The sequence below is a fragment of the Streptomyces sp. CA-294286 genome (assembly GCF_050947155.1).
Taxonomy (GTDB): Bacteria; Actinomycetota; Actinomycetes; order Streptomycetales; family Streptomycetaceae; genus Streptomyces.
Genome location: NZ_CP192005.1, coordinates 36,004 through 61,575, shown reverse-complemented (window position 1 = coordinate 61,575; position 25,572 = coordinate 36,004). Strand labels below are relative to the sequence as shown.

Here is a 25,572-nt window from a genome sequence, read left to right as displayed (position 1 = left end):
GCAATGCGGGTAGGTATTCGGGGAAAAGGGAGACGCAGTCATGGACAGGCCCGGCACATCCACCACCAGGACAGGGACACCGCCGCCAGCGGCGTCCGGAGCCGGTGCCCCGTGCCGGGGCCCCCGGTGCGCGGCCGTCCCCGGCACGGCGTCCCGCGCGGTGACCGGCACGAGCCTGTGCCTGCACTGCCGATCCCGGCTCGCGGAGGCACTGTCACGCCTGCCCGCCCTCTACCGGCAGTGCGAGGAGCGGCACTTCCGCGCCCCCGCACCGGCCTGGGCCAAGCCCCCGGGGCCACGCCGGCACGTGCCGGTCGCCACCCTGCACGCGCCCGCCGCGGACGCCCGCCGTGCCGTGCTGGGCGTCCTCGCCTCCTGGGCCGGGCTGACCGTCCAGAGCACCGGAGCTCGCGCCCCCCGCCGGGAGGTCGGCGAACTGTGCGCCTTCCTGCACCGCAATCTCGGTCACCTCGTGCGACACCCCGCGGCGGGCGAGTTCGCCGCCGAGGTCGCCGACGTGCACTCCCGGGCCGAACGCATTGCCCTTCCCCCGCAGGAGGCGCCCGCCACGGCGGTCGGCCCCTGTGTGATGACCGGCTGCGGCGGCAGGCTCACGGCGCGCCCCGCACGGGACCGCCGCGACCCGGCCCGGGTGCGCTGCGACACCGACCCCGCGCACACCTGGAGCGGACCGCAGTGGCTGTCCCTGGGCGGCCGGACCGAAAACGCGACCGTCCCGGCGGCCCCCGCGCGCGTACCGCGCTGGCTGAGCCAGCCGGACGTCACCGCCCTGTGGGGGGTCCCCAGCGGCAGCGTCTACCGGCTGGCCAGTCAACAGCGCTGGGAGCGCCGCCGCCTGGGCGGCCGTACCTACTACGCGGCCGACGACGTACGGCGCGCCCTCACCCGTACCGGGGACTGACCCGGCGGACGGTACGGCAGCGGAACGCGACGACCGCTCCAGGTGCGTCGCCGTCTCAAGGCGCGCCGTCGCTGTAGCCGTCGCCGCCTCGGCGGGCGGCGGGCACCGCGAGTTCCCCGGTCAGTTCCTGCGCCGCCGTCCCGCCGACGGTGGCGGTGAGCGGGCGGCCGTCGGCGCCGGTGTCGAGCGTGCACTCCAGCACCGAGGGCCGCCCCAGCTGCGCGCCCTGTTCGATGCGGAAGTCCAGCCGCCCCGACGACGGACGCCCGTCCGGCAGCCCGTGGGCGTCGAGCCACACGCCGAGCGCGAGCCCCACCGAGGCGCAGGCCGGGTCCTCGTCGATGGCGTACCCGGGGGCGAAGAGCCTGGCCGTCGCCGTGCGGGCCGCCTCGTCCCAGTGGAAGACGAAGACGTCGGGGAGACCGTGGTGCCGCATCGCGGCCGGGTCGGCGCGCACCGCGCCGACCGCTTCCCGGCGCACCGGCAGCAGATGGAACAGCGGCCCGAACCCGGCGGCCAGAACCGGCCCGCGGCCCAGCTGCTGCGCACCGAGACCGACCGCTTCCAGCAACGGCCCCGGGTCCAGTACGCGGACCGGCTGCGGCCCGCGGGCCGTGACGGTGGCGCGTTCCGCGTCGGCGTCCAGCTCCAGCAGCGTGTCGCCGCACTGCTGCACGACCCTGCCCGGCGGCAGGCGTCCGGACCTCACCAGGGCCACCGCCGTGCCCACGGCGGAGTGCCCCCCGAAGGGCGACTCACCGTTCCGGTGGAAGACCCGTACCCGATGGGTGGCGGTCTCCACGGTGGGCGGGAGGACGAACACGGTCTCGTCCGCCCGCAGCCGTGCGGCGATCCGGCCCATGTCCTCGGCGGACAGCCCCTCGGCGTCGTGCACGACGGCCAGCGCACTGCCGCCGACCGCTGCGGATCCGTCCCCGAAGACGCCCACGCATTCGAAGGGGTACCTCATCGTGCGTCACCTCCCTGTGCGCGCCGGCCCTCCGCGAAGCCGTGCAGAACCTCCTCACGTCCCGCGAAGGGCGCGTCGGGACGGGGCCAGTGCACGACGAGGTCGGTGAAACCGATGTCCTCGAACAGCCCCGCCGCGTCCCGGTAACTGTCCACGGACTCCAGGACCCCTCCGACGGAACCGCCGGTCAGCAGCAGCCTGCGCAGGGTGGCCGGGTCCCGGCCGACGGCCGTGCAGGCGTCGTCCACCGCGGCGAGCTGGTCCTTGAGCAGGGGGGCCACCCGGTCGTAGCGTGCGCTCTCGAAGTCATTGGGGGCACCGCTGGTGACCCAGATGTCGGCATGGCGTGCGGCCAGCGCCATGCCCCGGGGGCCCGCGGCGGCGACCGCGAAGGGAACGCGCGGCACGGCCAGGCACTCCGGCTTCACCACCACGTCCCGCACGGTGTACCACTCGCCGTGGAACGTGGTCCGCTCCTCGCGCAGCAACCGGTCCAGCAGTTCGGTGAATTCCTCGAACCTGGCCCCCCGCTCGCGCCGCGACAGCTCGGGATCGTCGCGGATGCGGGTGTCGTGCCCCTCGGCCCCCGCGCCCAGACCGCACACCATCCGGCCGCCGGAGAGGTCGTCCAGCGCGACCAGTTCCTTGGCGAAGTCCACCGGATGCCGGAAGTTGGGGCTGGCCACCATCGTCCCCAGCCCGATCCGGCGGGTGGCCCCGGCGGCGGCGGCCAGGGTGGGCAGGGCCGAGAACCAGGGCTTGTCGCTGAACCAGCGCCACATCAGGTGGTCGTAGGTCCAGGCGTGGTCGTAACCCAGCTCCTCCGCCAGGACCCACCGTTCGCGCGCCCGTGACCAGCGGTGTTCAGGCAGGAGCAGTACTCCGTGACGCATGTGCCGACCCTCCTTGTCCGTTCGGCGGCGTGCGCGGGGGCGTGCGCCGAGGCATCCGGTTCACAGGCCCAGCGCCGGGGACGCCTGGTGTGCCAGCCCCGAGGCGTGGTGTGCCACGACGGCCAGCACGGAGCTGAGTTCGCGTTCGCACTCGGCCACCGGGCCGCCCCACTCGTCGTTCTCCTCGCCCCCGTCGCCGCGGCCCAGCGGATACAGGCCGTTCCCGGCCAGGTCCAGTGCCACCGCCCGCAGCCTGCGCAGCAACTGCACGGCGACGGCCTCGTCGGGGACGGGGCCGCGCAGGGTCATGAAGAAGTTGTCGTACAGCACGGCCGTCCGTTCGGAGGGGCGCACCGGGCTCTCGTCGATGCTCTGCTGGAGCAGCGAGCGCCCGTTGGGCACGAGCCGGGCGGCGACGCTGTCGTGGACGGCCCGGTGGGCGTCGAGCGCGGCCCGCAGCCCGGCGGCCCGCCCGTCCTCCATCCACGGCAGAGGGCGTCCGCGCATCAGGCCCCGCACCTGGGCGAAGTCCGGGGCCCAGGTGCCGCTGAAGGCCCGGTGCTGGAGGAACATGGCCGACCGGATCAGGCTTCCGTACAGACCGCGCGGGCACGAGCCGCTGTACAGCAGCATCGCGCAGTAGCCCTGGGTGTACGCCTCCAGCTTCGCCATCGCGTCGGGACCCGGCACCGCCCGCGGCTCGGGCAGGTCCTCCAGGATGCGGCCCATCAGCCGCCACAGGGCGAACGTCACCTGGTGGCCGGTGATCCAGCGGAACCAGAACAGCTGGTCGTACGAAGGAGCCGGGAGGTCGCCCAGGTCGGCGCAGGTCGGACCGCTGCCGGTGAGCGCCCGCAGCTCGAAGCAGATCTGCTCCGGCTCGCAGGACAGCACCAGGGGGCGGCGTTCCATGCCTTCCTCGGTGTCCCCCGCCGGCGGCATGGCCAGGGGCTCCAGACCGTAGGGGAAGTCACCGAAGTCCCAGTCGCCGACCCGGAGGGCGCCGGGTGCGGGGGACGTGACGAGGGCGTTCATCGGAGTCCTTCCGGAACGTGGCTGAACTCGTACTCCAGCCCGTTCACGTCGAAGAGGTAGAGGCTGAGCACCCCGTCGTCGTCGGCGACGATGTCGGTGGGCGGGTCCTTGCGCACGAAGGAGAACCGGCCGGAGTCGTACAGCTCCGTCCACCGGTTCCTGGCGGCCGTCAGCTCCTCGGGGGAATCCACCCGCAAGCACACGTGCTGGAACTGGTAGGACTCCTCCGGCGGCGCCTGGCGGTCGTGGCCGGACCGGTCGAACAAGTGGAAGCGCAGGTCGCCCACCGCGACCTCGACCAGCCGGCCGATGCCGGGCAGCCTGCTCAGCGTCAGGTCCGAGAAGCGGTCGAGTTCCCACTTCTTCTCGGCCCCGAAGAACTCCAGGTACCAGCCCAGGCAGTTCTCCAGGTCGGCCGTCTGCACTCCCACGTGATCGATGTGCGGCACCGCCGTCCGTTCTGCCTTCCGTTCGGTCAGGGACATCTCTGTTGCCTTCCGGATTCTCGGGAGCTAGCAGGGGTAGACACAATGCTGCGGAAAACCGAATTTCTCGGAATGATGGCGGGATGATAAGGAAACTTATCTTCGGTGCTTCTGGAGCGTCAATGCAGGAAGTACAGAAGGCTTTCAGGGCTTCGTAAGTTCCGCTACAAGCCCGTTACCCCGGCCCACAGAAATCGTTGTCGGATGCATGGAAGGAACAGACATCAACCCCACAGGCACGAACAGCAAACCGGTCCTCGTCCTCGGCGCCACCGGCTCCGTCGGCCGCCGCACCGACGCCCGTCTGCGCGGCCTCGGCGTACCGGTCAGGGCCGCCTCGCGGCACAGCGCCACCCGCTTCGACTGGGACGACGAGAGCACCTGGGAACCGGCGCTGCGAGGCGTCGGCCGGATGTTCCTGATGGCCCCCGACGGGGTCCCCGTAGCCCCCGGGTTCGTGGACCTGGCAGCCGACCTCAAGGTCGAGCACATCGTCCTGCTGTCCAGCCGGGCCATCGAGGTGATAGGAGATCAGCGGCTCCTGGACGCCGAACGCGCCGTCAAGGAGTCCGGGGTCGACTGGACGGTCCTGCGCTCCGACTGGTTCGACCAGAACTTCGACGAGGGGCCCTTCCGCGAGGCGGTGCTCGCGGGGGAACTGGCCGTCCCGGTGGGGGAGTGCCGTCAGGCGTTCGTCGACCTGGACGACGTGGCGGCCGTGGCCGCCCACACCCTCACCGAGGAGGGGCATGCCGGCCGCACCTACGAGGTGACCGGGCCGCGCGCACTGTCCTTCGGCGAGGTGTGCGGCATCATCGGCGGGCTCACCGGCCGCCCGCTGCGGTTCCACGGGGACGAGGACGCCTACCGCGCGGCACTCGACCTGCCCGAGGACGCGCTCGACCAGACCCTCGCCTCCTTCGCCGCCCTGCGCGACCTGGGCGACACGGAACCCCGGGACACGGTGCCGCGCCTCACCGGACGCCCCGCCGGAACCTTCGAGGAGTACGCGATGGCGGCGGCGCACCGGTGGCATTCCGCCGAGGAAGCCGGCCGACCCGGCAGCACCGAACGCCCTGAGGGCTGACCTCCGTTCTCGACGAGGGAGCGGGAGGCGCTTCCGCCCTCCCCGGCCCGCCACTCAGGCGCGCCCGGCGCGCCCGGGAGTCGACCCCACCTGCTTCCCGCCCCCCTCGACCCGCCAGAGTGGTCCGCACACCCCAAGGGCCCACCACCACGGTTCACATATCCCTCGATCCCCGACTCCCGACCCTCGCCCCCACGCACGGAGCGCCGCCCATGCCCATACCCGCACGCCTGGCCCCCCTCCTGGACCAGTTCGACTTCGCCCGACACCGCCTCACCGCCCGTCTCACAGGCCCGTCGAGAGACAGCGGAAACGGCACGGAGATCGCCGTCCCGCCCCTGACGGACGACGAATACCTGTGGGAGCCGGTGCCCGACTGCTGGTCCGTACGTCCCCGCTCGTCCGGCCCAGGCCCCCGGGCCTCCGTCCTGCTCGGAGCCGGGGCCTGGGGGCGCGACGCGACTCCCGCCCCGCACCCCGAGCCGCCGCCGTTCACCACCCTCGCCTGGCGACTGGGCCACCTCACCGAACTCCTCGTCCTGCGCGCCGACCACACCGTCGGCAGCCGCTCCCTGACGAGGGCGGACGTGGTGGCCGCCGGTGACGCGGCCACCGCCGTCGCGGCCTTCGAGGAGGGCGCCACCGCCTGGCGGACGGCCCTGCTCGACGCCGACGACACGGCGCTCGACACGGTGGGGCACAGCCAGTACCCGTACGGCAGCGACCCCGAGGACCCCTTCGTCGAAACGGTCTGGTGGGTCAATCAGGAACTGCTGCACCACGGAGCCGAGATCGCCCTGCTCCGTGACCTCTACGCAGCACGGCAGCGCTGAGCCGCGCCCGGGGCCCGCCCCCGTCGGGTAGCGGGCCCCGGGAGAAGGCGTCGGCCTTCGCCGAGTGACCGGCAGCACCCCCGCCACGGGGCGCCCGCCGGGAAAACGTTGGACCACCGGCAGCACCCCGCCACGGGGCGCCCGCCGGGAGAACGTTCCGCTCGTGCCCGGCCGCCCCCCCCGGGGAGAAGCGTGCCGCTCACGCCCCGGCCAGCAGCGCCTCCCACGCCTGTGCCGTCGCCGGGTGCCGGCCAAGCAGCACCACCGCGCCGTCCCGCGCGCCGCGATCCGCTGCCGCCCACTCCCCGCCGCAGCCCAGCAGCTCCGCCACCGCGTCGCAGGTGACGGGGTAAGCGGCAAGCAGCGCACTCCCGCAACCCTCGCCCGCGCCCGACCCCGACAGGCCGGATCCGGCCGCGGCCTCCTCCCGCCACGGCGGAACCCAGGCGTCCAGCGCCGCCAACCGCCCGGGGAAGATCCGCCCGGCCTCCCGGACCAGCAGGCGAGCCGGCTCCGCTCCTTCGGCCCGCAAGGACGTGATGAGGGACGGCAGCCACGGCAGCAGCACCGGGTCCGGCAGTCGCGCGAACGCGTGCGAGACCGCCTCCACCACGAAACCGGCGAGCGCGGGCACCGGCTCCAGCGCCTGAACGAAGCCGCTCAGCCAGCGCGGATACGCGGGGACCGTCAAGGGGTTGGCGAGCAACTCCTCGCACCTCGACCGCAGTTCGCTGAGCGGCAATCGCCCCAGGTGGTTCTGCGCCGCCCACAGCAGCGCCGTCTTCTCCGGCCCCCGCGGATGCGACTGGACGACCGCCAGCTCCAGTTGACCGCGGTCGCAGCCCAGCGACAGCGCCAGCGACTCCATGCCGAACAGGAAGCCCAGCATCGCGGCCACCTGCCGCACTCCGGCGTCGTCGTCACCGAAGGCCGTCGGCAGCAGGGTGCAGTAGTGCGCGTATCCGGCCTTGGTGAAGGCCTCGATCCACGAGGGCAGCACCGGTTGGCTCGTACGGTAGTACGCCAGCAGCCTGCGGGCCCGTCGCAGGACCTCCGGCGCCCCGTCCACGGTCCGCTCCGCGGACAGCACCGCCAGCGCGTGACGGCCCAGCTCGTCGGCGAGCCGGCCGCCTCCCAGGTACAGCGCGGCGTCCTCCACCGCTCCCAGGACTGTCGCCGCGGTGGCCTGCGGGCCGTACGCGGTGCGACGCAGCCGCTGCTCCAGCACCTGCTCGATGCTGACGCCCTCGTACCCCAGCTCGATCAACGCCCGCTGATGCGTGCCCAGCGCCAGGTCCCACGACTCCTGGATCGACCGCTCGCCCAGGGCGCGCTCACCCATGATCGGCCTGGCGGTGCCCTGCGGCATCAGGCGGCGCAGTATCCACAACACATCCGAGCACGCCGCCAGTTCGGGGCGGGACGCGATGTCCAGCAGGGCACGTTGCACGCCGCGCCGCTGGAGCGCAAGGTTCAACGGAGCGAGCCGGTCGTGCACGTCGCGGGCCAGCGGCGGCAGCGCGTCGTAACCGACCTGCCCGACCCGGTCGCCTCCCAGCATGATCTCCACGAGACGCCGCACGTCGCGGCGCCCCGGCACGGTGTCCTTCTCGATGCAGGTGACGGCCGCGTCCTGGAAGTCGTACGGCGTGGGCTTGGCCCGGTCGCGCATCCCGGCCAGCAGGATCGACGTCTCGAACACCGCGATGGCGTCGGCGGTCGACGCCAGATAGCCGTTGCGGCGCGCGGCCCGCACGATCTCCACCGACCAGCCCAGCAGCTCCTCCTCGTCCAACCGGTCCAGTACGGGCGGCTGGTGCAGGAATCCGGTCAGTCGGTCCGAGGGCGTGACGGCCGGGGAAACCGCGCCCGCCCGACCACCGGCCCGCGCCTTCGGCGGCTTCTTCGTCCCCGCCTGCCCCGCCAGCCGGAACGGCCGCACCCCGGTGCGCTTGAGGTTCTTCGCCCAGAGGGTCGCGGCGATCGACACCGACCCCGCGGCGAGGGAGAACTGCGCCTCGATCGCCGCATGGCTGGAGGGAATCAGCCCGTGCTGCCACTTGGTCGCGGTGCGCGGCGCGATCTCGAAGGTGCCGGAGCCGTGCACCCCGAACTCCTCGACCCGGCTGGCCGCGTGGAAGGCGCCGCAGACGTATACGCAGTCCCGCGGGTCGGTGCCGGAGGCGGCCAGGTGCTCGCGCATCCGCGTCCACATGTAGCGCTCGCGGTCCTCGTCCACCCGGACCCTGTCCGCGTCACCGGGTGCGAGCCGCCGGAACAGGCTGCCGACCAGCAGCATGACCTGCCGGTACGTGTCGTGGTCACTGCTTCCGAGCGGCAGCTCGACGTACTGGTGCCACCACTCCGACCAGTGCCGCACCCTGCCGTGCCGCAGCAGGTGCTCCTCCAGTTCGGCGAAGCGGGGACGCAGATCACCGATCTTCACTCCGACCGCGTCCCCGTGCAGTGCTGCCTCCTCCTCGGCGGGCGGCGCGTCCGTGCCCGCGGATTCCTCCGGCGCCTTCGCCCGCGCGTCCCACTGGAAGACGTGGTCCGAGGAGCGGTCCACCAGGACCAGCTCGACCCCGGGAGTGTCCAGCGCGTACGCGATGGCCTGGTACTCCGCAGAGGCCTCCGTGAGGGGCGCGACCACGGACAGCGGCGACCACTCGGCCGGGAAACCGGACACCTGGGTGGCGAAGGCCTGGACCGCCACCGGCAGCCGGCAGTTGCGCAGTTCGGTGAGCAGCGGTGCCATGTCCTCGCACAGCTCCAGATAGACCACCTTGGGCTGCTTCTCCCGAAGCCGGCGGGCCATCGCGAGTGCCGAGGCGGGGGAGTGGTGACAGACGGGAAAGATCTCCAGCGGTTCGCGCGCCGCCCTGTCCACGTCGTCGACCATGCCCAGGAGGATGGCCTCCAGGGTGCCGGGGCCGTCGGCGGAGGCCGCGTCCGCGAAGGTCGCGGCGGCCTCGTGCAACTGCGCACGCAGCGCTGCGAAGGCGCCCGCCTCGTAGGGGCTCTCCCGGCCGGGGGCGTTCAGCGCACTGCTCATGACAGGGTCGCGATCGTGTCGCGGCCGCCCTCCAGGAACTCCGGCCACTCGCCGCCTTCCTCCCGGCTGCGCGGCTCGACGACACCGTGCAGGTACTTGTTGAGGATGGCCAGGTCCTCCGGTTCGCGCCGGGCCAGCGAACCGACCAGCGAGGACGCCAGCGTCCGGGCGGTCAGGGCGCGTGCCCCGAAGAAGTTGCTGTGCAGGATCGCGTCCTCCAGCACGCCGATCTGCTCGGCGCTCGACAGCGCCGACTCCAGCTTCTCGTCGTCGCTGCCGGCCGCCGCCGCCGAGGCCCGCAGGTCGGCGAAGCTCCGGAGCAGCACGTCGAGCAGGGTCGGGGGCACCTCCAGGTCGAGCTGGTGGCGGCTGAGCAGTTCCTCGGTGCGGAAGCGGACGATCTCCGCCTCGCTCCTGCGGTTCGTCACCACGGGGATCCGGACGAAGTTGAAACGCCTTTTGAGGGCCGACGACAGGTCGTTGACGCCCCGGTCCCGGCTGTTGGCCGTGGCGATGACGGAGAATCCGGGCTTGGCGAAGACGATGCCCTCACTGTCCAGCTCGGGCACCGAAATGTACTTCTCGGAGAGAATGGAGATCAGCGCGTCCTGCACATCGCTGGTGGAGCGGGTCAGCTCCTCGATGCGGCCGATCGCGCCGGTCTCCATCGCCGTCATGATCGGCGAGGGGATCATCGACTCCCGCGACTGCCCCTTGGCGATCACCATCGACACGTTCCAGGAGTACTTGATGTGGTCCTCGGTGGTGCCGGCCGTGCCCTGCACCACCAGCGTGGAGTTGCGGCTGATCGCGGCGGCGAGCAGCTCCGCCAGCCAGCTCTTGCCCGTACCGGGGTCGCCTATGAGGAGCAGACCGCGGTCCGAGGCCAGTGTCACGAGGGAACGCTCGACGAAGCTGCGGTCGCCGTACCACTTCTGAGAGATTTTCCGGTCCAGGCCGTCCGAGGGCTCGGAGCCCAGGATGAACAGCCGGGCCATCTTCGGCGACAGCCGCCACGAGAACGGCTTGGGCTGGTCGTCGACGGACTCCAGCCAGTCCAGCTCCTCGGCGTACTTGGTCTCGGCAGGAGCGCGCAGCAGTTCGGACATGTCGTGCCTTTCTGGTCGGGTGGTGGGTGTGTCCGGGCAGGCCGGACCGGGGCGTGGAGCCCGAGGGAGGGGTGCCGCTAAGCGGTGAGGAAGGTCTTGAGCTCGTGGACGAGCTTGCGTATGTGGCCGGACAGCACCGGCGTGCCGAGGTCCTTGAACCGCTCGCGGAACCACGGGTTGACGCTGCCGCGGCCCGCGCTGGTCACCGAGCCGACCGGAATGAACTTGGCCCCCGAGCGGTGAACGGCGGCCATGCTCTCGAAGAGCGGTCCGCTCTGCCATTCGTAGAAGTCGGAGATCCACACCACGACGGTGTTGCGCGGCTCGGAGATCTTCGGCCGGGCCAGCGCCATGGCCACCGTGCCGTCGGTGCCGCCGCCCAGCTGAGTGCGCAGCAGGGTCTCGAACGGGTCGTGCACCCACGGAGTGAGGTCGAGTGCCTGGGTGTCGTACGCGATCAGATGGACGTCGACTTTCGGCAGCCCCGCGAAGATCGACGCGAGGATCGTGCAGTTGACCATCGAGTCGACCATGGACCCCGACTGGTCCACCACGACGATCAGCCGCTGGGGCGTCGTCCTGCGGGCGGTGTGCCGGTAGTAGAGGCGGTCGACGTACAACCGCTCCTCCTCCGGGCTCCAGTTGGTGAGGTTCTTCCAGATCGTCCGGTCGAGATCCAGGTTGCGGAAGACGCGCTTGGGCGGTACCGACCGGTCCAGGGCGCCCACCGTCGACTTCTCGACCTGGGTACGCAGCACCTCGGCGACCTCGTCGACGAACCGGCGGATCAGATCCTTCGCGTTGGCCAGCGCCACGCCCGAGAGGTTGTTCTTGTCCCGCAGCAACTGCTCGATGAGCGACATGCTCGGCGTCAGCTGCGAGGCGAGCCGGGGATCGGCCAGCACCTCGCGCAGCTTCATCCGTGAGACCAGCTCGCCTTCGATCGCCCCCAGTTCCGGGCCGATCGCCGGAAGGAGACGGCTGAGGTCGGGTGTGCCGGCGCCGCCACCGGAGCCGCTCGGCCCGGCTCCCGCAGCCGTCCCGCCGCCCCTGCGTCCGCCGCGCAGCTCACCCGGCCCGCAACCGAGCCCACGTTCCAGCCAGCCCGCGTCCGACTGCCACTGTGCGAGCTGACCGGCGCCGACCGAAGCGGGCGCGGCGGCGAAGACGTTGAGCAGCACCTTCGACACCAGTGCGGCCCGCCGCACCTCGGCGTCCCGGTCCCGCACCTCGTCCTCGGCGACCTCGGGGATCAGCAACCCCTCGAACTCCGGTGCGAGTTCGGGGTGCCGCTGCACGACCGAGTCCACCGACGCCCGCGGGTCCAGCAACGCGGCGGGCAGCCCGATGTCCTCCACGACGGCCAGCCCCGCCGACTCCAGCGCGGCCTGCTCCTCGGTATCGAAGAGGCGCGCCAGCAGCCGCCAGTACAGAACCTGACGCCGATTCTCGTCGGCGTTGCCCGCCTCACCGGCCCGCGGCGTCCAGCCCTCCTGATGAGTCGTCATTTCCGCAACAGCCTTCCCGCCCGTTCCCGCAGCACGGTCACCGCATCCGTGGCCGCCTTCTCCCCCTTGGCGCCCACCTTGTCGGCAGTGCCCCCGGCCCACCCACCGGCATGCAGCGTCACCGGCTTCTTCCGCACGGTCGCCTCGACGGCCAGCGGCTGGAGACGGTACGACCCCGCGTCCCAGCGCAGCAGCCCGATGCACGCGCCCGACGCGGCGACCGCCTCCGCAGTGAGCGGCGACGCGACCGGAACGCGGTCGACGTCCACGGCGAGCGGATGCCCGCCGACGGTGAACGTCAGCACGCCGTCGCCCTTCGCGGCCCCGTACCCCTCCAGGAAGACGGGCACCGCGATCCGCGCCGGATGCCGGCCCAGCGGCGCCGCCGCCGCGTCGACGGCCGTGGGCAGCACGACGCGGGCGGTGACGAACGCCTCGGCGTTCCCACCCGGCCGGGCCCGCGCGTCGTCCCAGAGCAGGTCGCCCTCGACGGTCACCGGCATGTCGGTCAGTTCCATCGCCCGGCCCTCACCGGCCGCCGCCAGCAGCGACATGTGCGGCCGCAGCAACTGCCACAGACCCGCGCCGACGACCGAATCCGGCTTCGGCGCCGACACACTCGCCCGTACCACCCGGGGCGCAGCTCCGCCGTCCGGCTCCAGCACCGCGTGGACCTGGGCCTGCACCGCCCCGGCGTGCTCCTGCAGATCGACGCCGAGCGGCAGCAGACGCCCCGTGACCACACCGGCCTCGGGCACCTCCGCCGCGCCGGGCAGCGTCAGCAGCAACGCCCGCGACCACAGATCCGCCCAACGGCGCGCCGGAACCCTCTCCAGAGTCGCCCCTGGGCAGGACGCGGCGAGTTCGACCGCGAACCCGTCCAGCAGCGTCGCCGCCCTGCGCAGGTGCGGCTCCGCGAGCATCGCCTGGACGACCGGAGCCACCCCGGCCACCGCCTCGTGGTCGATGCCGCGCCAACCGGTCCGCGCCAGATCCACCAACCAGGACCGCGCGGCCGCGTGCAGGTTCTCCACCGGCGGCCCACTGCCCTGCGGCGCCCCGTTCTCTGCGGTCGCCCGCCCGGTCGCCTCGGCGATCCGATCGAGGAGCGCGTCGTGCACGGAACCGAGCAGCGCCGTACGCGCCGCGGCCAGGGCCACGACATGGTCCTCGCCCGCCGCACCCGCCACCGTCCTGTCCGCCGCCTCGGCCACCCGGCCCGCCAGCGGCGACCCCGCGACCGCCCGTGCGAGCCCCGTCACCCCCGCGGCCGTCGCCGCCGGAGGCCGCAACAGCCCGGCGACCAGCGCCGAGTCAAAACCGTCGACCGCCGCCAGCGCCTCGTCGAGCCCCGGAACGCCCTCCGCCAGTACGTCCGCACGCATCACGCCACCGCCCTGGTCGGCGGAAACCACTGCATCTCCGGCAAGGGCGTGGTCACGGGCGCGAGTTCGAGGTACGACAGATGGCGCAGGAACCGGCTGAACACCGGAGCCGCAGCCGCCGCGTCGCCCTGCGGCGGCCGGGTGCTGCTCATGCCGTCCGCGATGCTCTGCGCGCTCGGCCCCTCGTCCGCTCCGGCCTCGACCCTCAGGTAGCGGGCGACGCGCTCCGGGCCGTACTGCAGGACCGCCTCGTTGATCAGCGCCCGTATGTGGTTGCAGTACGCGCCGCGGGCGCCGCCGCAGGGCCGGTTGTTGTTGGTGCTGCACGCGAACGCGTAGCTGCCGGCCACGACCGAAGAGACGTACACCCGCGCGATGTCCGAACCGCTGGAGACCACCCCCTGCAATCGGCCGTCGGCCAGCTCGACGAAAGGAACCTTCGCCAGTTTGCGTGGCCTCGCGGGCGCGACCACCCGCGTCGTGCTCGACCTCTCCCACTCCGACAAGACACCATCTCCTAGGCAGCAAAAGGCACTTCCGTGCCTGTTCAGCGGGACACGACTGAACATATCCGCCACCACTGACAACGCCCCCGGGCCCGGTGGATCACCGCCCCCGGGACCGGTCGGCCACCCGGCGCAGCGACCGTGCCACCGCCCGCGTCACCCCCTGCGACGCCGGCCCGTACCCGCCCGTCGAGCAGCCGGAGCAGCGGCGTGCCCGGCCCGGACCCGCCCGCTCCCGCGGCGGCGGGCGGCGAGCAGGACGGCACCGCCGGCAACGACGGCCGACGCCCCGGCGCCGGTCCAGCCCAGCGCGCCGAGCGGCGCCGACGAGGATTCGGCGGCGGAGGCGCCACCGGCTCCCCGGGGGGACGGAGGAGCGGCCGGGGCCGGCGCGACCGGGTCGAGGCTGCCGACCGGAGCGGCCCGGCCGACGGCCGAGAACCCCCAGTCCAGCAGGGAGCGCGTCTGCGTGTACACGTCGTCGGGCCGGTGCGTCTGCGGGTTCATCACCGTCACCAGCAAGGTGCGGCCGTCGCGGCGGGCCGCCTCGGCGAGCGTGTTGCCCGCGTGCGTGGTGTAACCGTTCTTGCCGCCGATCAGACCGGGGTACTTCGCCACCCCGCCGATGCCCGACAGCATCCGGTTGGTGTTGGCGATACCGAACGGCTTGCCCCTGGTGCCGGGCCCGCCGGGGAACTCCGCGTCGGCCGTGGAGCAGTACTCCCTGAAGTCCGCGTTCTTCAGTCCGGCACGCAGGAACAACGCCAGGTCGTACGCCGACGAGACCTGACCGGGAGTGTCGTAGCCGTCGGGACTGCGCACCTGGGTGTCCCTCGCGCCGAGGTCCTCGGCCCGCTTCTGCATGTCCGCGACCGTCTTCGCCACGCCTCCGTTCATCGCGGCCAACACGTGCACGGCATCGTTCCCGGACCGCAGGAACACGCCCCGCCACAGGTCGGCGGCCGCGTACTGCTGCCCGGGAACGACGCCCACCGCACTGCTACCGGCGCCCATGCCCCTCAGCTCGTCCCCGGTGACCCGGTGGCGGACGCCGTGCGGAACGACGGGCAGGACCGTGTCCGCGAAGAGCATCTTCAACGTGCTCGCCGGGGGCAGCGCCCAGTGCGCGTTGGCCGCCGCGAGCACCTGGCCGGTGTCCGCGTCCGCGACGATCCACGACAGCGCCGAGATCCCGTGCGGCAGCGCGGGCGCCCCCGCGCCGACCTGCGGCCCCGGCCTGCCCAGCAGCTCGCCGCCGGCCGTCGACATGTGCGCCGGCAGCGTCCTCGCCGCGTCGTTCCCGCCCGCCGCGGCGGCAGGGGCCCCGGCGAGGGCGGTGACCGCGGTGGCAGCCAGAACAGCGAGCACATGCCGCAGAGAAGGGGAGGCGAAGGGGCGCATCACTTGAACGTAACGCAGCCGGAATCATGGCCTCCGCGCTTCGGCAGTGGAATTTCCCACCCCCGCGACGCGGAACGCACGGCCCCGCCGGCCCGTCCACCGCTCCCCGCACCGCCGCAGCGGACAGCGTGCTCAGAACCTGCCGTAGTTCACCTGCCAGGTCGGCAGCCCCATCCGGCGCCACAGTTCGACCACCCTGTCCCGGTCGTCCAGTGACACGCGCACCGCGTACCGCCGCCGCACGTGCGCGTCGAAGAGCTCCGCCTTGACGACGTCGTCACGCCGCTGGTCACGCGCCGGCCGCATCCACAGCTCGTCGTACGGCACGTCGTGCCGCGCCAGCCACTCCTCGGTCTGCTCCCGGAACTCCTCGCCGCGCCCGGACAGCAGCACGAGCACGTCCCCGTGGGCCTGCCGGAACGCGCACAGGGCGTCCCGCACGGACGGGTTCAGCACGTCAAGACCGCAGCGGGTGAAGTCGTACGGTCCGCGGTCCCCGGTCAGCGCGAGCGTGCCGTCGATGTCGCACATGACAGCCGACGGCAGGGACGGATCGGGAACGTAAGGAGTCACCTCGGGCATGTCGTTGAGCCACTCCTCGGTGAGCCGCCAGCCCCCCTTGGTGGCCTTGCGGTGCTTGTCGTCGAGGAGGCGGATGATGTCCTCGCCGACGGGGTTCGCGCGCGCGGCGTCCCTGCGCACGCACTCCGCCACGGGCACCTCCGTGAAGTCGTGCACCACGAACGCGGCCTGCCCCGCCACCGCCGCCTTGAGCCGCTTCGGGATGTGCTGCGTCAGGTGCGTGTTGTCGACGACGACGTCGAAACCGCCGTCCACGGCCGCCCGTACCGCCGCGTCCTGCACGGCGAGCACGGTCTGCTCACGCGCGAAGGAACGCGCGCGCCCCTCGGGGGTCCCGTCGCGCTCACGCGCAGCGGGCAGGTCGAGCATGGCCCGCAGGTCGTCCAGGTTGACGCGCCGCATCCGGCCCTCGGAACCGGCCTGGAGCGCGCGGGCGGCGGTGGTCTTGCCGGACGCCGGAAGGCCGGTCATCACATGTACCACGGGCATGATTCAGCTGTCCTCATCGGTTCGGTACGGGTCGGCGGCGCCGGGCTTCAGGGACCGCCACACCAGCAGGTCGGTCGGCCTTCCCGCCAGCCGCTGGAACATCGCGGCGCGCATCGTGCGGTCGTCCAGCTCCTGCACGGACCGGGCGAACGCGGCCCGGTCGCCGCCGAGAGGAGCGATCGTCGCATACGCCTGGTCGATGCCCCTCTCCCGCTCGGCCAGCGCCCGCTCCAGGCGGTCGGTCACCCCGCGCACCCACGCGTCGAACTCGTCCGGCACCTGCTCCAGCAGATCGTCCAGCGGGCTGGTCCCCGTCGCCTCCGCGACCGAGCAGCCCACCGCCTGCGCCACCAGCTTCGGCGGACGGCCCCGGAAGCGCCGGATCCCGTGCCCGCGCCAGATGTCGCGCTCGGTGACGCCGGTCAGTACCTTGTGCAGCCGCACGTACTCCGCGATCTTCACCTTGGCGCGCAGACCGGAGGCGAACCGGACGACGAAGCCCTCCGCGTCGGTGCCGGTCGCGGTACCGCCACCGGGCAGCCTGTTCGCCGTGCTCATCTCCACCAGTTCGGCGAGCGGCACCGCCGGGCCCCGCCGCACGACCGAACCTACCGGCTGCCACTCCCGCGCGGCGTCGGTGAGCGGCACCTCCGTACCGTCGGCGCCGTACGCGGCGAGCAGCACGAGGTCGCGCCGGTCGCCGTAGTTCACGACGACACGGTTCTCCGGGTAGAGGATCTCCGCGAGGTACGTCGTCCCCTGCACCAGCCCGCCCGTGTCCCGGGCCGCGAGCAACCGGCCCGCCCAGAGGGCCTGTTCGCTGACGAACGACCCCTTGGACGCCACGTGCCAGCGCCCCGCGTAGTGGAAGACGATGCCGAGACTGCCGTCGACCTTGTCGTACACCTCGAAGGGCTCGTCGGGCAGCGCCGGCGCGTACGGACGGTCCAGCCCGTGCTCGGCCGCGTTGAAGAACTTCGGCAGCGGCAGTGCCACCACCTCCCCGCTCAGGTCGTCGACCACCAGCCCCCTGCACCGCGTGGTCACCTGGCTCCAGGCCTGTTCGTACTGGCAGGACCGGGTGTACGCGTAGATCGACAGCGGCAGTTCGGGGTGCGTCCTGCGCGAGACGTGGCCGACGTCGACGGCCTTGGCGAGGTCGTCGGACCGCATGAGGTGGTCGAGCGGGATACGGGCGGGAATCATGTGTCTTCTCCTGGCTGATTCCTTTCATCCTGCCGCGAACACCAGTGCCAGTGGAAACGATTAACCGACGTCACGGCTGTCCCGCGGTCGGTCTGGACCCGCTGCGGCGGGATGACCCTGCGGCCCGTTCGTGACGACGCCGCAGGGACTCAGCCGCTTTCCCCCGCCGAGCCGAACTCCGCGCGCTGCGAATCTGGTTGGCGCGCTGCGTGACGGGGTTGCCCCGTCCTCCCGGCGCAGCGTCAGGCGAGTTCCGCGGCCAGCAACGCGGCGGTCTTGGCCACCAGTGCGTCGTCGGCGGGTGCGTCCTCCCGGTGCTTGGTCGTCAGGACGGACATCACGACGGGGGTGCCATCGGGCCGCCAGGCGATGCCCGTGTCGTTGTTGCTTCCGTACCTCCCGCCACCGGTCTTGTCGGCGAGGATCCAGTCGGCGGGGAGACCGGCGCGGAAACGGTCGCCGCTGGTGGTGTTGGCGAGCAACCAGCCGGTGAGCCGTTCCCGGTCCTCGGGTGCGAGAGCGGCCCCGAGCGTGAGGTGCGCGTAGGTCCGGGCGATGGCGTGAGGAGTGGTGGTGTCGCTCACACGCCACGGTTCCGCCGAGTTGAGTGCGGGCTCCCACCGGTCGAGCCGGGTCCTGCCGTCCCCGATCGAGCGGCAGAACCGGGTGAGGGCGGTCGGCCCTCCCAGCTCACGGAGCAGCAGGTTTCCCGCGGTGTTGTCGCTGTAACAGATGGTCGCCTCGCACAGTTGGGCGACGGTCATGCCGTTCTGGAGATTCTCGGCGATGCCGGTACGGGGGGAGTAGCCCGAGTTCGCCACGTCCTCGGCGGTGTACCGGATGCGCCGGGAAAGAAATTCCCCGTTCTGGTCGAGGTCACGCAGCACGGCCGCGGCGGCGATGGTCTTGAACAGTGAGCACATCGGGAAGCGTTCGTCCGCGCGGTACGCCACCACCCTGCCTGTGCGCATGTCGCGGGCGAACACGCCCAGGCGGGCGTCGTGCTCCCGTTCAAGCTTCCTCAGCCGCGCGGTGAGTCCGGGCCCGGCAGTCACGGCGTGCGCCGTTCCGCCGAGTGACAGGGCTACGGAGAGGACCGTACCGGAGCCGAGAGCGAGTGCGGTGCGGCGGGACGGACGTGATCCTGCGGTGCGCAAGGCGTTCCCCTTTCGGAGGCGGGAAGGTTTCTGTGGAGTCCGCGACATGATCAACACATGCGCCGGCGGTGACGGACGCGCTGCGGACGCGCCGTCTGCCCTGCGGCACCCGTCCACTGACTTTCCGTCACCGCCCCCCGTATCACTCACGGACGCATGAGTACCCGTGCTCACTCGGAGAGCCGGTGCGGGAGCGTTCGTTTCCGATGCTGCGGATCTTGAGCAGGCAGGATACAGCGAGCGCCGGACAGCCCCCGTGCGCCTCGGGGGACTGCACCAGTGCGTGCGGCGGTCGCGACGGAGAGAGTCAACTCAACAACGTACGTACCGACTTGAGGAGACTCTTGTGCCTGCACGCCGCCGCCTCAGCACCGTGATGACCTGCGCCGTCATGCTCGTCGGCCCCGTAGTCGGGGCCACGGGTGCGCACGCAGCACCGGCCCACGTCGACGTCGCACCGTCCTCGCACCAGAAAAACCGCGGCACCCTGCTGCACGCCGAGCGGCTCTACAGCCTGGAAACCCGCGGAGCCGTCGCGGCCGAGCTGACGAAGGCGGGCTTCGACGCCTCCCAGGTGCGCCATGGGGTGGTCGCCCACCGCCTCACCTACCGGACGATCGACCCGCAGGGTCGCCCGACCACGGCCAGCGGTCTGCTCGTCCTCCCGCGGGGCCGCGAAGGACGGCTGCGCGCCGTGTCGTTCGCGCACGGCACCGGCAGCCACCGCGACGACGCACCGTCGATGCAGCGCGGTACTTTCCTGACCGCACCGCCCGTCGCCTACGCTTCGGCCGGGTTCGCCGCCGTGGCGCCCGACTACCTCGGGATGGGCAAGGGGCCGGGCCCGCACCCCTGGATGCACGTCCCGTCCGAGGCGTCCGCCTCCCTGGACCTGCTCCGAGCGGCCCGCGACTTCCACCCCCTCGACCGGAAGGTCCTGGTCACCGGCTTCTCGCAGGGAGCCTCCGCCGCCCTCGGTCTCGGCCGGAGCCTGCAGGCGGGCGAGGACCGGTACTTCGGGCTCGGCGCCCTCGCGCCCATCAGCGGTGCGTACGACTTCGGGGGAGCGGAACTCCCGGCGCTGCTCGCGGGGGAGCTGGATCGGAAGTCGAGCGTGATCTACGCGGCGTACACGCTGGTCGCCTTCAACCGCGTCCACCGTGTGTACGACGATCCGGCCGAGGTCTTCCGGGTCCCCGCCGTCGAAGCGCTCTTCGACGGGGAGCACACCGGACGTCAGCTCTTCGAAGGCACACCGGACTCGCTGAGCGACCTGCTCACGCCCTACGGCCTGGACCTGCTGGCCCACCCTCGGGGCGGTCTCGCGTACGCCCTGCGCGAGACGGACAGTGTGTGCCGCGACTGGACGCCCCGGGCGCCGGTCCGGCTGTACATGGCCGTCGACGACGAGCAGGCCACCACCGCCAACACGGCGCACTGCGCGGAGTCCTTGCGGAGCCGGGGAGTCGAGCCAAAGGTGGTGGACCTGGGAGCGGTCGTCCACCAGGGGTCGCGACACCTGGGATCGAACGTGCGGGGCACGGCGGAAGTGCTGCGCTGGTTCCGGCAGTTGGCGCGGAACTGACGCTGTCGTGTCCTCGCGGCTTCGCGCGGCGACACCGTGGTCGACGGGCACGCTGGGGCTCAGCCGGATGGAGCCACCGCCGCGTGTGTTCTCCGGGACGTCGTGGTCCGCCAGTACTACTGCACTACTGCGCACGAGGAGGCCCGAGGTCCTCGGAGCCGGGGACAGCGGCCCATCGGCGGGCGAGCCGGCGGCATGCGTGAACGAGTTCGGGTGGATGGAGGTCGGTGAGTTCGGCGTCGAAGGTGGCGAGGATGCCGGCGACGCCGGCCCAGGACCAGGCGCCGAGAGTAAGGCGGCAGGACGCGGTGTCGAGGTGTTCCACGACGGAGCCGCCCGGGGCCCAGCGAGCCACGATGCGCGCGGGCAGGTCGAGCCGGGCGGAGCCGGTGCACGGCCAGACGGCGGGGGTGTCTTCGCGGTCGTGCGTGCTCATCACGAAATGGGCGAGGTCGTGGTGCGGAAGCGGGCGGGCGGCGAAGTGCGCCGTGGTGGTGCGGGGGTGCAGCCGATCGACGCGACGCACTCGCCATGCGTCGTCCTGGAGGTCGTAGACGACCAGATACCACCGGGCGGCCCAGACGACCAGGTGGTGCGGCTCGACGCGGCGGGCCGGCGCGTAGTCGGAATCACCGGGTTCGGGGCGTGTGCCGTCGGGGCGCAGTGTCTCGGTGACGAGGAGGTGGCGGCGGCGCACCGCGGCTCCGACGGTGGTGAGGGCGGCCGGGTCGATGGGCGGTGCGGGGAACTCCCAGTAGTTCTGCAGCCGGGTCAGGCGCAGGGACTCCATGGATGCGCGCAGCGCAGGGGGCATCACCTGGTGCAGCGCCGCCAGCGCCCGTGCCGCGTCGTCCCCGAGGCCGAACATGGTGCTGGGCGCGGTCTGGAGGGCCACCGCGATGGCGAGGACCTGCTCCTGGTCGAACAGCAACGGCGGCAGGTCCGGTCCGGCCTCCAGCCGGTAGCCCCCGTCCGGGCCGCGCACGGTGGTGATCGGGTAGTCGAGCGCTCGCAGGGTTTCGATGTCGCGCCGGACGGTACGTGCGCTTGCTTCGAGCCGGTCGGCCAGCTCGCGCAGCGACCACTGCCGTCCTGACCCGAGCAGGGACAACAGCCGCAGGGCCCGGTGTGAGGTGTGCGCCATCGTCCCACCCTGACACCGGTAGTGGCCGTTCGGTGGCCACTACCGGTGTCAGGGTGGGCTCCGTTCGGTGAGCGGCGGGGAAAGGACGGTCGGGTATGCGGGTGGTCGTGGTGGGCGGCGGGATCGGCGGGCTCGCCCTCGGGGCGGGGCTGCGTCGCCGGGGGTTCGAGGTGGCGGTGTTCGACCGCGACACCGATGTGGCGGCGACGGGCGGCTACCACATCACCCTGGACGGGCGGGCGCGGACGGCACTCGAAGCTCTGGTGGAACCGAGGATCATGCAGCGCTTGCTGGCCTCGGGGTCGGCGCTGCGGCTGCGCGAGCGCGACGCGATCTGGGATCGCCGCGGCAGGCTGCTGGGCCTCGGGCCGGACCTCGGCGACAGTGCGAGTGTCGACGTCGATCGGATCACCCTGCGGACGCTGCTGGCCGAAGCCGTCGGGGACGACCTGCACTTGGGACGCGAGGTGTCCGGCGTCGATCACGACGGCCACGGCGCGCCCCGAGTGTCGTTCACCGACGGGGAGCCGGTCTCGGCGGACCTGGTGGTGGGCGCGGACGGCTCCCACTCCGTCGTCGCCCGCCACCTGGCGGGAGGCCCGACCAACAGGCCGGCCGGCATCGTCGGGTTCTCCGGCCGCACCCTTCGGCGAGACCTCGGCCCCGGTGAGCACCAGCGCATCGGGCCACGATCGGGGATGGCGATCGGCCCGCGCGGAGGAGCGCTCTACATCGGCTTCCTGGACCCCGTCGGCAACACCGCGCTCGACGTCCCCGAGCTGCGGATGTCGGTCACCACCGAACCCACCTACATCTGGGGCGCCATGTTCCCCGAATCCACCGCAACCGATTCGCTGCGCGACCTGCGTGCCGACGAGCTGCGGGCCGCGCTGCTGGACGGATTCCGCGAGCGGGGCTGGGCGGCGCACACACTCGACGTCATCGCCCGAGCCGACCCGCACAGCATGGCCGGATTCCGCTTCAACGCCGCCTCCACCCGCGCAGAGGATCTCGCACCCTGGCCCACGGGTCGTATCACCGCGTTGGGCGACGCGGTCCACGCGACGCCGCCGACCGCCGGCATGGGAGCGGGCGCCGCCATCCGCGACGCCGCCGGCTTGCTCACGCATCTCAGCGCCGTGGCGAACGGCACCGCAACCCTCACCGACGCGGTGGCTCACTTCGAGGCCGACATGCGCCGACGCGGCAGCGAAGTCCTCACTCGGGCCATGAGGACCGTCCGGTGGATCCTGGCCACCGACACCACGCTCGGCGCCGCGGCCACCGTCGTGAGCACCCCGATTCTGGCCGCAGCTGCCCGGCTACGTCACTGACGAACCGCGCGACTCCTGTGCCCGTACGTGGAACAAGTCCGTACCCGGAACAAGTCTGTGCCCGTACGCGGAACGGACCTGCGCCCGGAGGCGGGACTGCGCGGAACGGGAAGGATGCGCATGCGCGAGGGCCGGTTCCCGCGGCTGCCGCAAGCTTCACGTGCTCTGGTGACGTTTCCCGTCCTCGCCCGGGCAGCCACCCTTACGCGGTCGGAGCCGGGCACCCTCGCGGTCCCACGGCGACAACAGTGACAGCCGGTGAACGCGGGCCGTGCCGCCCCCGCGCCCGCCCCGCCCCCGCGCCCGCCCCGCCCCCGCGCCCGCCCCGCCCCCGCACCTGCCTCCACCTCCGTCCCCGCACCTTGGCTCCGTCCCGCCCCCGCCCGCGGCACGGTGTCGCGGATCCGTTCGCTCACGTGGCGTCTCCGGCGATGCGGGGCCAGGCGGCTTCGCGCAGCAGGCGCAGGCCGTTGAGGCCGACGATGACGGTGGACCCTTCGTGTCCGGCGACGCCGAGCGGCAGGGGAAGAGTGCCGATCAGGTCCCAGAGGACCAGGGCGGTGATGAACGTCCCTGCGATGGCCAGGTTCTGGATCACCAGGCGCCGCGCGGTGCGGGAGAGCTGCACGATCGCGGGGATGGTGGCCAGCTCGTCGCGGACGACGACGGCGTCGGCGGTCTCCAGCGCGAGGTCGGAGCCCGCCTTGCCCATCGCGATCCCGGAGTGGGCCGCGGCCAGTGCGGGCGCGTCGTTGACGCCGTCGCCGACGACCAGCACCCTGCGTCCTTCGGCCTCCCACACCTTCACCGCCGCCACCTTGTCCTGGGGCAGCAGCCCGGCGCGGACGTCGGTGATACCCACCTCTGCGGCCAGGTGGCGAGCGGCACGTTCGTTGTCACCGGTGAGCAGGACGGGGGTGCGGCCGGTCAGTCCGGTGAGCGCGGCGACGGTCGCCCGTGCGTCGGGCCTCAGCCGGTCCGCGATGCCCAGCACCCCTACGACGATGCCGTCACGGAGCACGGCCACGGTGGTGCGCCCGGCGCTCTCCAGGTCGGCCACCGCCTTGTGGTGCGACGCCTGAGCGGCGGCGTTCAGCAGCCGTGCGGGGGAGCCGACCCGGACGGCGTGGCCCTCGACGGTGGCGGAGACGCCTTCGCCGGGGACGGAGGAGAAGCCGACGGCCTCGTGCAGGGGCAGCCCGCGCTCGCGGGCGGCGTCCACGACAGCCCGCGCGAGGGGATGTTCGCTGGGGTTCTCGGCTCCGGCGGCCAGGGCCAGCAGGGCGGTCTCGTCCAGGTTCGTACCGGGGAAGGGATGGATGTCGGTGACGCGCGGGGTGCCTTCGGTGAGGGTGCCGGTCTTGTCCAGGGCGACCATGTCGGCCTGGCCGAGGCGTTCCATGACGACGGCGGACTTGGCCAGGACGCCGTGCCGTCCGGCGTTGGCGATCGCCGACAGCAGCGGCGGCATGGTGGACAGCACGACCGCGCACGGCGAGGCCACGATCATGAACGTCATGGCCCGCAGCAGTGCGGACTGAAGCGCGTCACCGAACGCGAGCGGGACGGTGAAGACGGCGAGGGTCGCCAGGACCATGGCGATCGAGTACCGCTGCTCGATCTTCTCGATGAACAGCTGGGTGGGGGCCTTGGTTTCGGAGGCTTCCTCGACCATCTTGACGATCCGGGCGATCACCGAGTCCCGCGGGTCGCGTTCGACGCGCACCCGCAGGGCGCCGGTGCCGTTAACGGTGCCGGCGAACACCTCGTCGCCCGCCCGCTTGGCCACCGGGAGCGGCTCGCCGGTGATGGTGGCCTGGTCGACGTCGCTCGTGCCGTCCAGGACCCGACCGTCGGCGCCGACCCGTTCGCCGGGGCGGACCAGGAGGGTGTCGCCGACCGCGAGGTGCGCGGTGTCGGCGCTCTCCTCGGTGCCGTCGGGCAGCAGCCGCGTCGCGGTGGTGGGAGCGAGGTCGAGCAGGCCGCGTACGGAGTCCGCGGTGCGGGCGGTGGCCACGGCTTCCAGGGCGCCGGAGGTGGCGAAGATGACGATCAGCAGCGCGCCGTCGAGGACCTGGCCGATCGCCGCCGCGCCGAGGGCGGCCACCACCATGAGCAGGTCCACGTCCAGGGTCTTGTCCTTGAGTGCTTTCAGACCCTCCCACCCCGGCTCCCATCCGCCGGCGCAGTAGGTGGCGGCGAACAGCGTGCCCGACAGCCACGCCGGCCCGCCGAGCAGGTGCACGGGCAGCGCGAGGAGGAACAGCACCAGGGCCGCCAGCGCCCACCGGGCTTCCGGCAGCGCCAGCAAGCGCGTCCGGCGCATCGGCGCCCCCGACCGCGACGCGGCGGCGGGCGGCGCGGCCCGCTGGTCCAGAACAGAAGACATGACAAAACAACCCTTCAGGGGCGAACCGGGGACGACGGCACCACCATACAGGAATACATGAACAGGTCTTCATGTGTCATCGGTATGATGGCTCCATGGGTCACGGAACCGGCACCACCAGCAACGCCACCACACGCGAGCGCCTCGACGCCGTGGGTACCGCCGACGTCGCAGCGACCCTCCAGGCCCTCGCCACCCCGTCCCGGCTGCACATCCTGGCCCGCCTCCAGGAAGGCGCCTGCTCGGTGAGCGATCTCGCCGAGGCGGTCGGCATGGAAGCCTCCGCCTGCTCCCACCAACTGCGTCTGCTGCGCAACCTCGGCCTGGTCACCGGCGAACGTCACGGTCGGTCGATCGTCTACGCCCTGTACGACAGCCACGTCGCCGAACTCCTCGACCAGGCGCTCTATCACGTCGAGCACCTGCGACTCGGCGTCCGCGACGCCCCTGCGCGCGCCTCCGACCCGGCTGCGGCCGGGCAGTAACGGCGGCCCCCG

Annotated in this window: 21 protein-coding genes; 6 read left to right on the top strand and 15 right to left on the bottom strand. The window is 72.4% G+C overall.

Annotated features, from left to right (window positions below; all coding sequences use genetic code 11):
* The first annotated feature begins 160 nt into the window (after positions 1–160).
* Positions 161–922, top strand: coding sequence for a hypothetical protein (locus tag ACQPZG_RS05580; RefSeq protein ID WP_433544700.1), 762 nt, complete (start codon positions 161–163; stop codon positions 920–922).
* A 55-nt stretch (positions 923–977) separates the two neighbouring features.
* Here ACQPZG_RS05580 and ACQPZG_RS05575 read toward each other — a convergent pair whose 3' ends face one another.
* From ACQPZG_RS05575 to ACQPZG_RS05560, 4 genes are read right to left on the bottom strand one after another with little or no spacing between them, the layout of a single operon-like run.
* Positions 978–1,892 carry a PhzF family phenazine biosynthesis protein gene (locus ACQPZG_RS05575; RefSeq protein ID WP_433544699.1) on the bottom strand — a complete coding sequence of 305 codons (915 nt, stop codon included), beginning with the start codon at positions 1,890–1,892 and terminating at the stop codon, positions 978–980.
* Positions 1,889–2,785, bottom strand: a complete 897-nt coding sequence (locus ACQPZG_RS05570; protein ID WP_433544698.1) for an LLM class flavin-dependent oxidoreductase — start codon at positions 2,783–2,785, stop codon at positions 1,889–1,891. The genes ACQPZG_RS05575 and ACQPZG_RS05570 overlap by 4 nt, the downstream gene beginning before the upstream one ends.
* A 60-nt stretch (positions 2,786–2,845) precedes the next feature.
* Complete coding sequence (locus ACQPZG_RS05565) at positions 2,846–3,820, bottom strand: hypothetical protein (protein WP_433544697.1); 975 nt, start codon at positions 3,818–3,820, stop codon at positions 2,846–2,848.
* Positions 3,817–4,305 (bottom strand): VOC family protein, encoded by a 489-nt coding sequence (locus ACQPZG_RS05560; protein WP_433544696.1) that lies wholly within the window; start codon positions 4,303–4,305, stop codon positions 3,817–3,819. Before ACQPZG_RS05560 ends, ACQPZG_RS05565 begins: the two co-directional genes overlap by 4 nt.
* 208 nt (positions 4,306–4,513) lie before the next feature.
* Between ACQPZG_RS05560 and ACQPZG_RS05555 the strand changes: the two genes are divergently transcribed.
* Both ACQPZG_RS05555 and ACQPZG_RS05550 read left to right on the top strand, forming a co-directional pair.
* A complete protein-coding gene (locus ACQPZG_RS05555; protein WP_433544695.1) occupies positions 4,514–5,392 on the top strand; it encodes a hypothetical protein in 879 nt (292 codons plus the stop codon).
* 212 nt (positions 5,393–5,604) lie between these two features.
* Positions 5,605–6,225, top strand: a complete 621-nt coding sequence (locus ACQPZG_RS05550) for a DinB family protein (RefSeq protein WP_433544694.1) — start codon at positions 5,605–5,607, stop codon at positions 6,223–6,225.
* Positions 6,226–6,424: 199 nt separating this feature from the next.
* Here the strand turns inward: ACQPZG_RS05550 and ACQPZG_RS05545 are convergent, their stop codons facing one another.
* The 9 genes from ACQPZG_RS05545 to bla all read right to left on the bottom strand — a co-directional run bounded on the left by ACQPZG_RS05545 (position 6,425) and on the right by bla (position 18,623).
* Complete coding sequence (locus ACQPZG_RS05545) at positions 6,425–9,280, bottom strand: hypothetical protein (protein ID WP_433544693.1); 2,856 nt, start codon at positions 9,278–9,280, stop codon at positions 6,425–6,427.
* A complete protein-coding gene (locus ACQPZG_RS05540; protein WP_433544692.1) occupies positions 9,277–10,389 on the bottom strand; it encodes an ATP-binding protein in 1,113 nt (370 codons plus the stop codon). Before ACQPZG_RS05540 ends, ACQPZG_RS05545 begins: the two co-directional genes overlap by 4 nt.
* 77 nt (positions 10,390–10,466) lie before the next feature.
* Positions 10,467–11,897: a VWA domain-containing protein gene (locus ACQPZG_RS05535; protein WP_433544691.1), complete on the bottom strand. Its 1,431-nt coding sequence runs from the start codon at positions 11,895–11,897 to the stop codon at positions 10,467–10,469.
* Positions 11,894–13,312, bottom strand: coding sequence for a hypothetical protein (locus tag ACQPZG_RS05530; RefSeq protein WP_433544690.1), 1,419 nt, complete (start codon positions 13,310–13,312; stop codon positions 11,894–11,896). The genes ACQPZG_RS05535 and ACQPZG_RS05530 overlap by 4 nt, the downstream gene beginning before the upstream one ends.
* On the bottom strand, positions 13,282–13,788 hold the full coding sequence (locus tag ACQPZG_RS05525; RefSeq protein WP_433544689.1) for a hypothetical protein: 507 nt from the start codon (positions 13,786–13,788) through the stop codon (positions 13,282–13,284). Before ACQPZG_RS05525 ends, ACQPZG_RS05530 begins: the two co-directional genes overlap by 31 nt.
* Before the next feature lie 156 nt (positions 13,789–13,944).
* Positions 13,945–15,189, bottom strand: a complete 1,245-nt coding sequence (locus tag ACQPZG_RS05520; RefSeq protein ID WP_433544688.1) for a D-alanyl-D-alanine carboxypeptidase family protein — start codon at positions 15,187–15,189, stop codon at positions 13,945–13,947.
* A 132-nt stretch (positions 15,190–15,321) separates the two neighbouring features.
* On the bottom strand, positions 15,322–16,260 hold the full coding sequence (locus ACQPZG_RS05515) for an AAA family ATPase (RefSeq protein WP_433544687.1): 939 nt from the start codon (positions 16,258–16,260) through the stop codon (positions 15,322–15,324).
* 3 nt (positions 16,261–16,263) lie between these two features.
* On the bottom strand, positions 16,264–17,466 hold the full coding sequence (locus tag ACQPZG_RS05510) for an RNA ligase (RefSeq protein ID WP_433544686.1): 1,203 nt from the start codon (positions 17,464–17,466) through the stop codon (positions 16,264–16,266).
* 242 nt (positions 17,467–17,708) lie between these two features.
* The gene (gene bla, locus ACQPZG_RS05505) at positions 17,709–18,623 is read right to left on the bottom strand and encodes a class A beta-lactamase (RefSeq protein ID WP_433544685.1); all 915 of its coding nucleotides are present in this window, start codon (positions 18,621–18,623) and stop codon (positions 17,709–17,711) included.
* A gap of 346 nt (positions 18,624–18,969) precedes the next feature.
* Between bla and ACQPZG_RS05500 the strand changes: the two genes are divergently transcribed.
* Entirely contained in the window at positions 18,970–20,208 is a 1,239-nt protein-coding gene (locus tag ACQPZG_RS05500) for an alpha/beta hydrolase family protein (protein ID WP_433544684.1), read from the top strand.
* Positions 20,209–20,332: 124 nt separating this feature from the next.
* Here ACQPZG_RS05500 and ACQPZG_RS05495 read toward each other — a convergent pair whose 3' ends face one another.
* Complete coding sequence (locus ACQPZG_RS05495) at positions 20,333–21,352, bottom strand: helix-turn-helix transcriptional regulator (protein WP_433544683.1); 1,020 nt, start codon at positions 21,350–21,352, stop codon at positions 20,333–20,335.
* Positions 21,353–21,447: 95 nt separating this feature from the next.
* Here ACQPZG_RS05495 and ACQPZG_RS05490 point away from each other — a divergent pair, with 95 nt between their 5' ends.
* Positions 21,448–22,686, top strand: coding sequence for an FAD-dependent oxidoreductase (locus ACQPZG_RS05490; RefSeq protein WP_433544682.1), 1,239 nt, complete (start codon positions 21,448–21,450; stop codon positions 22,684–22,686).
* A gap of 412 nt (positions 22,687–23,098) precedes the next feature.
* On the opposite strand, the gene ACQPZG_RS05485 is transcribed toward ACQPZG_RS05490, so the two are convergent.
* Entirely contained in the window at positions 23,099–25,075 is a 1,977-nt protein-coding gene (locus ACQPZG_RS05485; RefSeq protein ID WP_433544681.1) for a heavy metal translocating P-type ATPase, read from the bottom strand.
* Between the two features lie 95 nt (positions 25,076–25,170).
* Between ACQPZG_RS05485 and ACQPZG_RS05480 the strand changes: the two genes are divergently transcribed.
* Positions 25,171–25,560, top strand: a complete 390-nt coding sequence (locus ACQPZG_RS05480) for an ArsR/SmtB family transcription factor (protein WP_433544680.1) — start codon at positions 25,171–25,173, stop codon at positions 25,558–25,560.
* Positions 25,561–25,572: the final 12 nt, after the last annotated feature.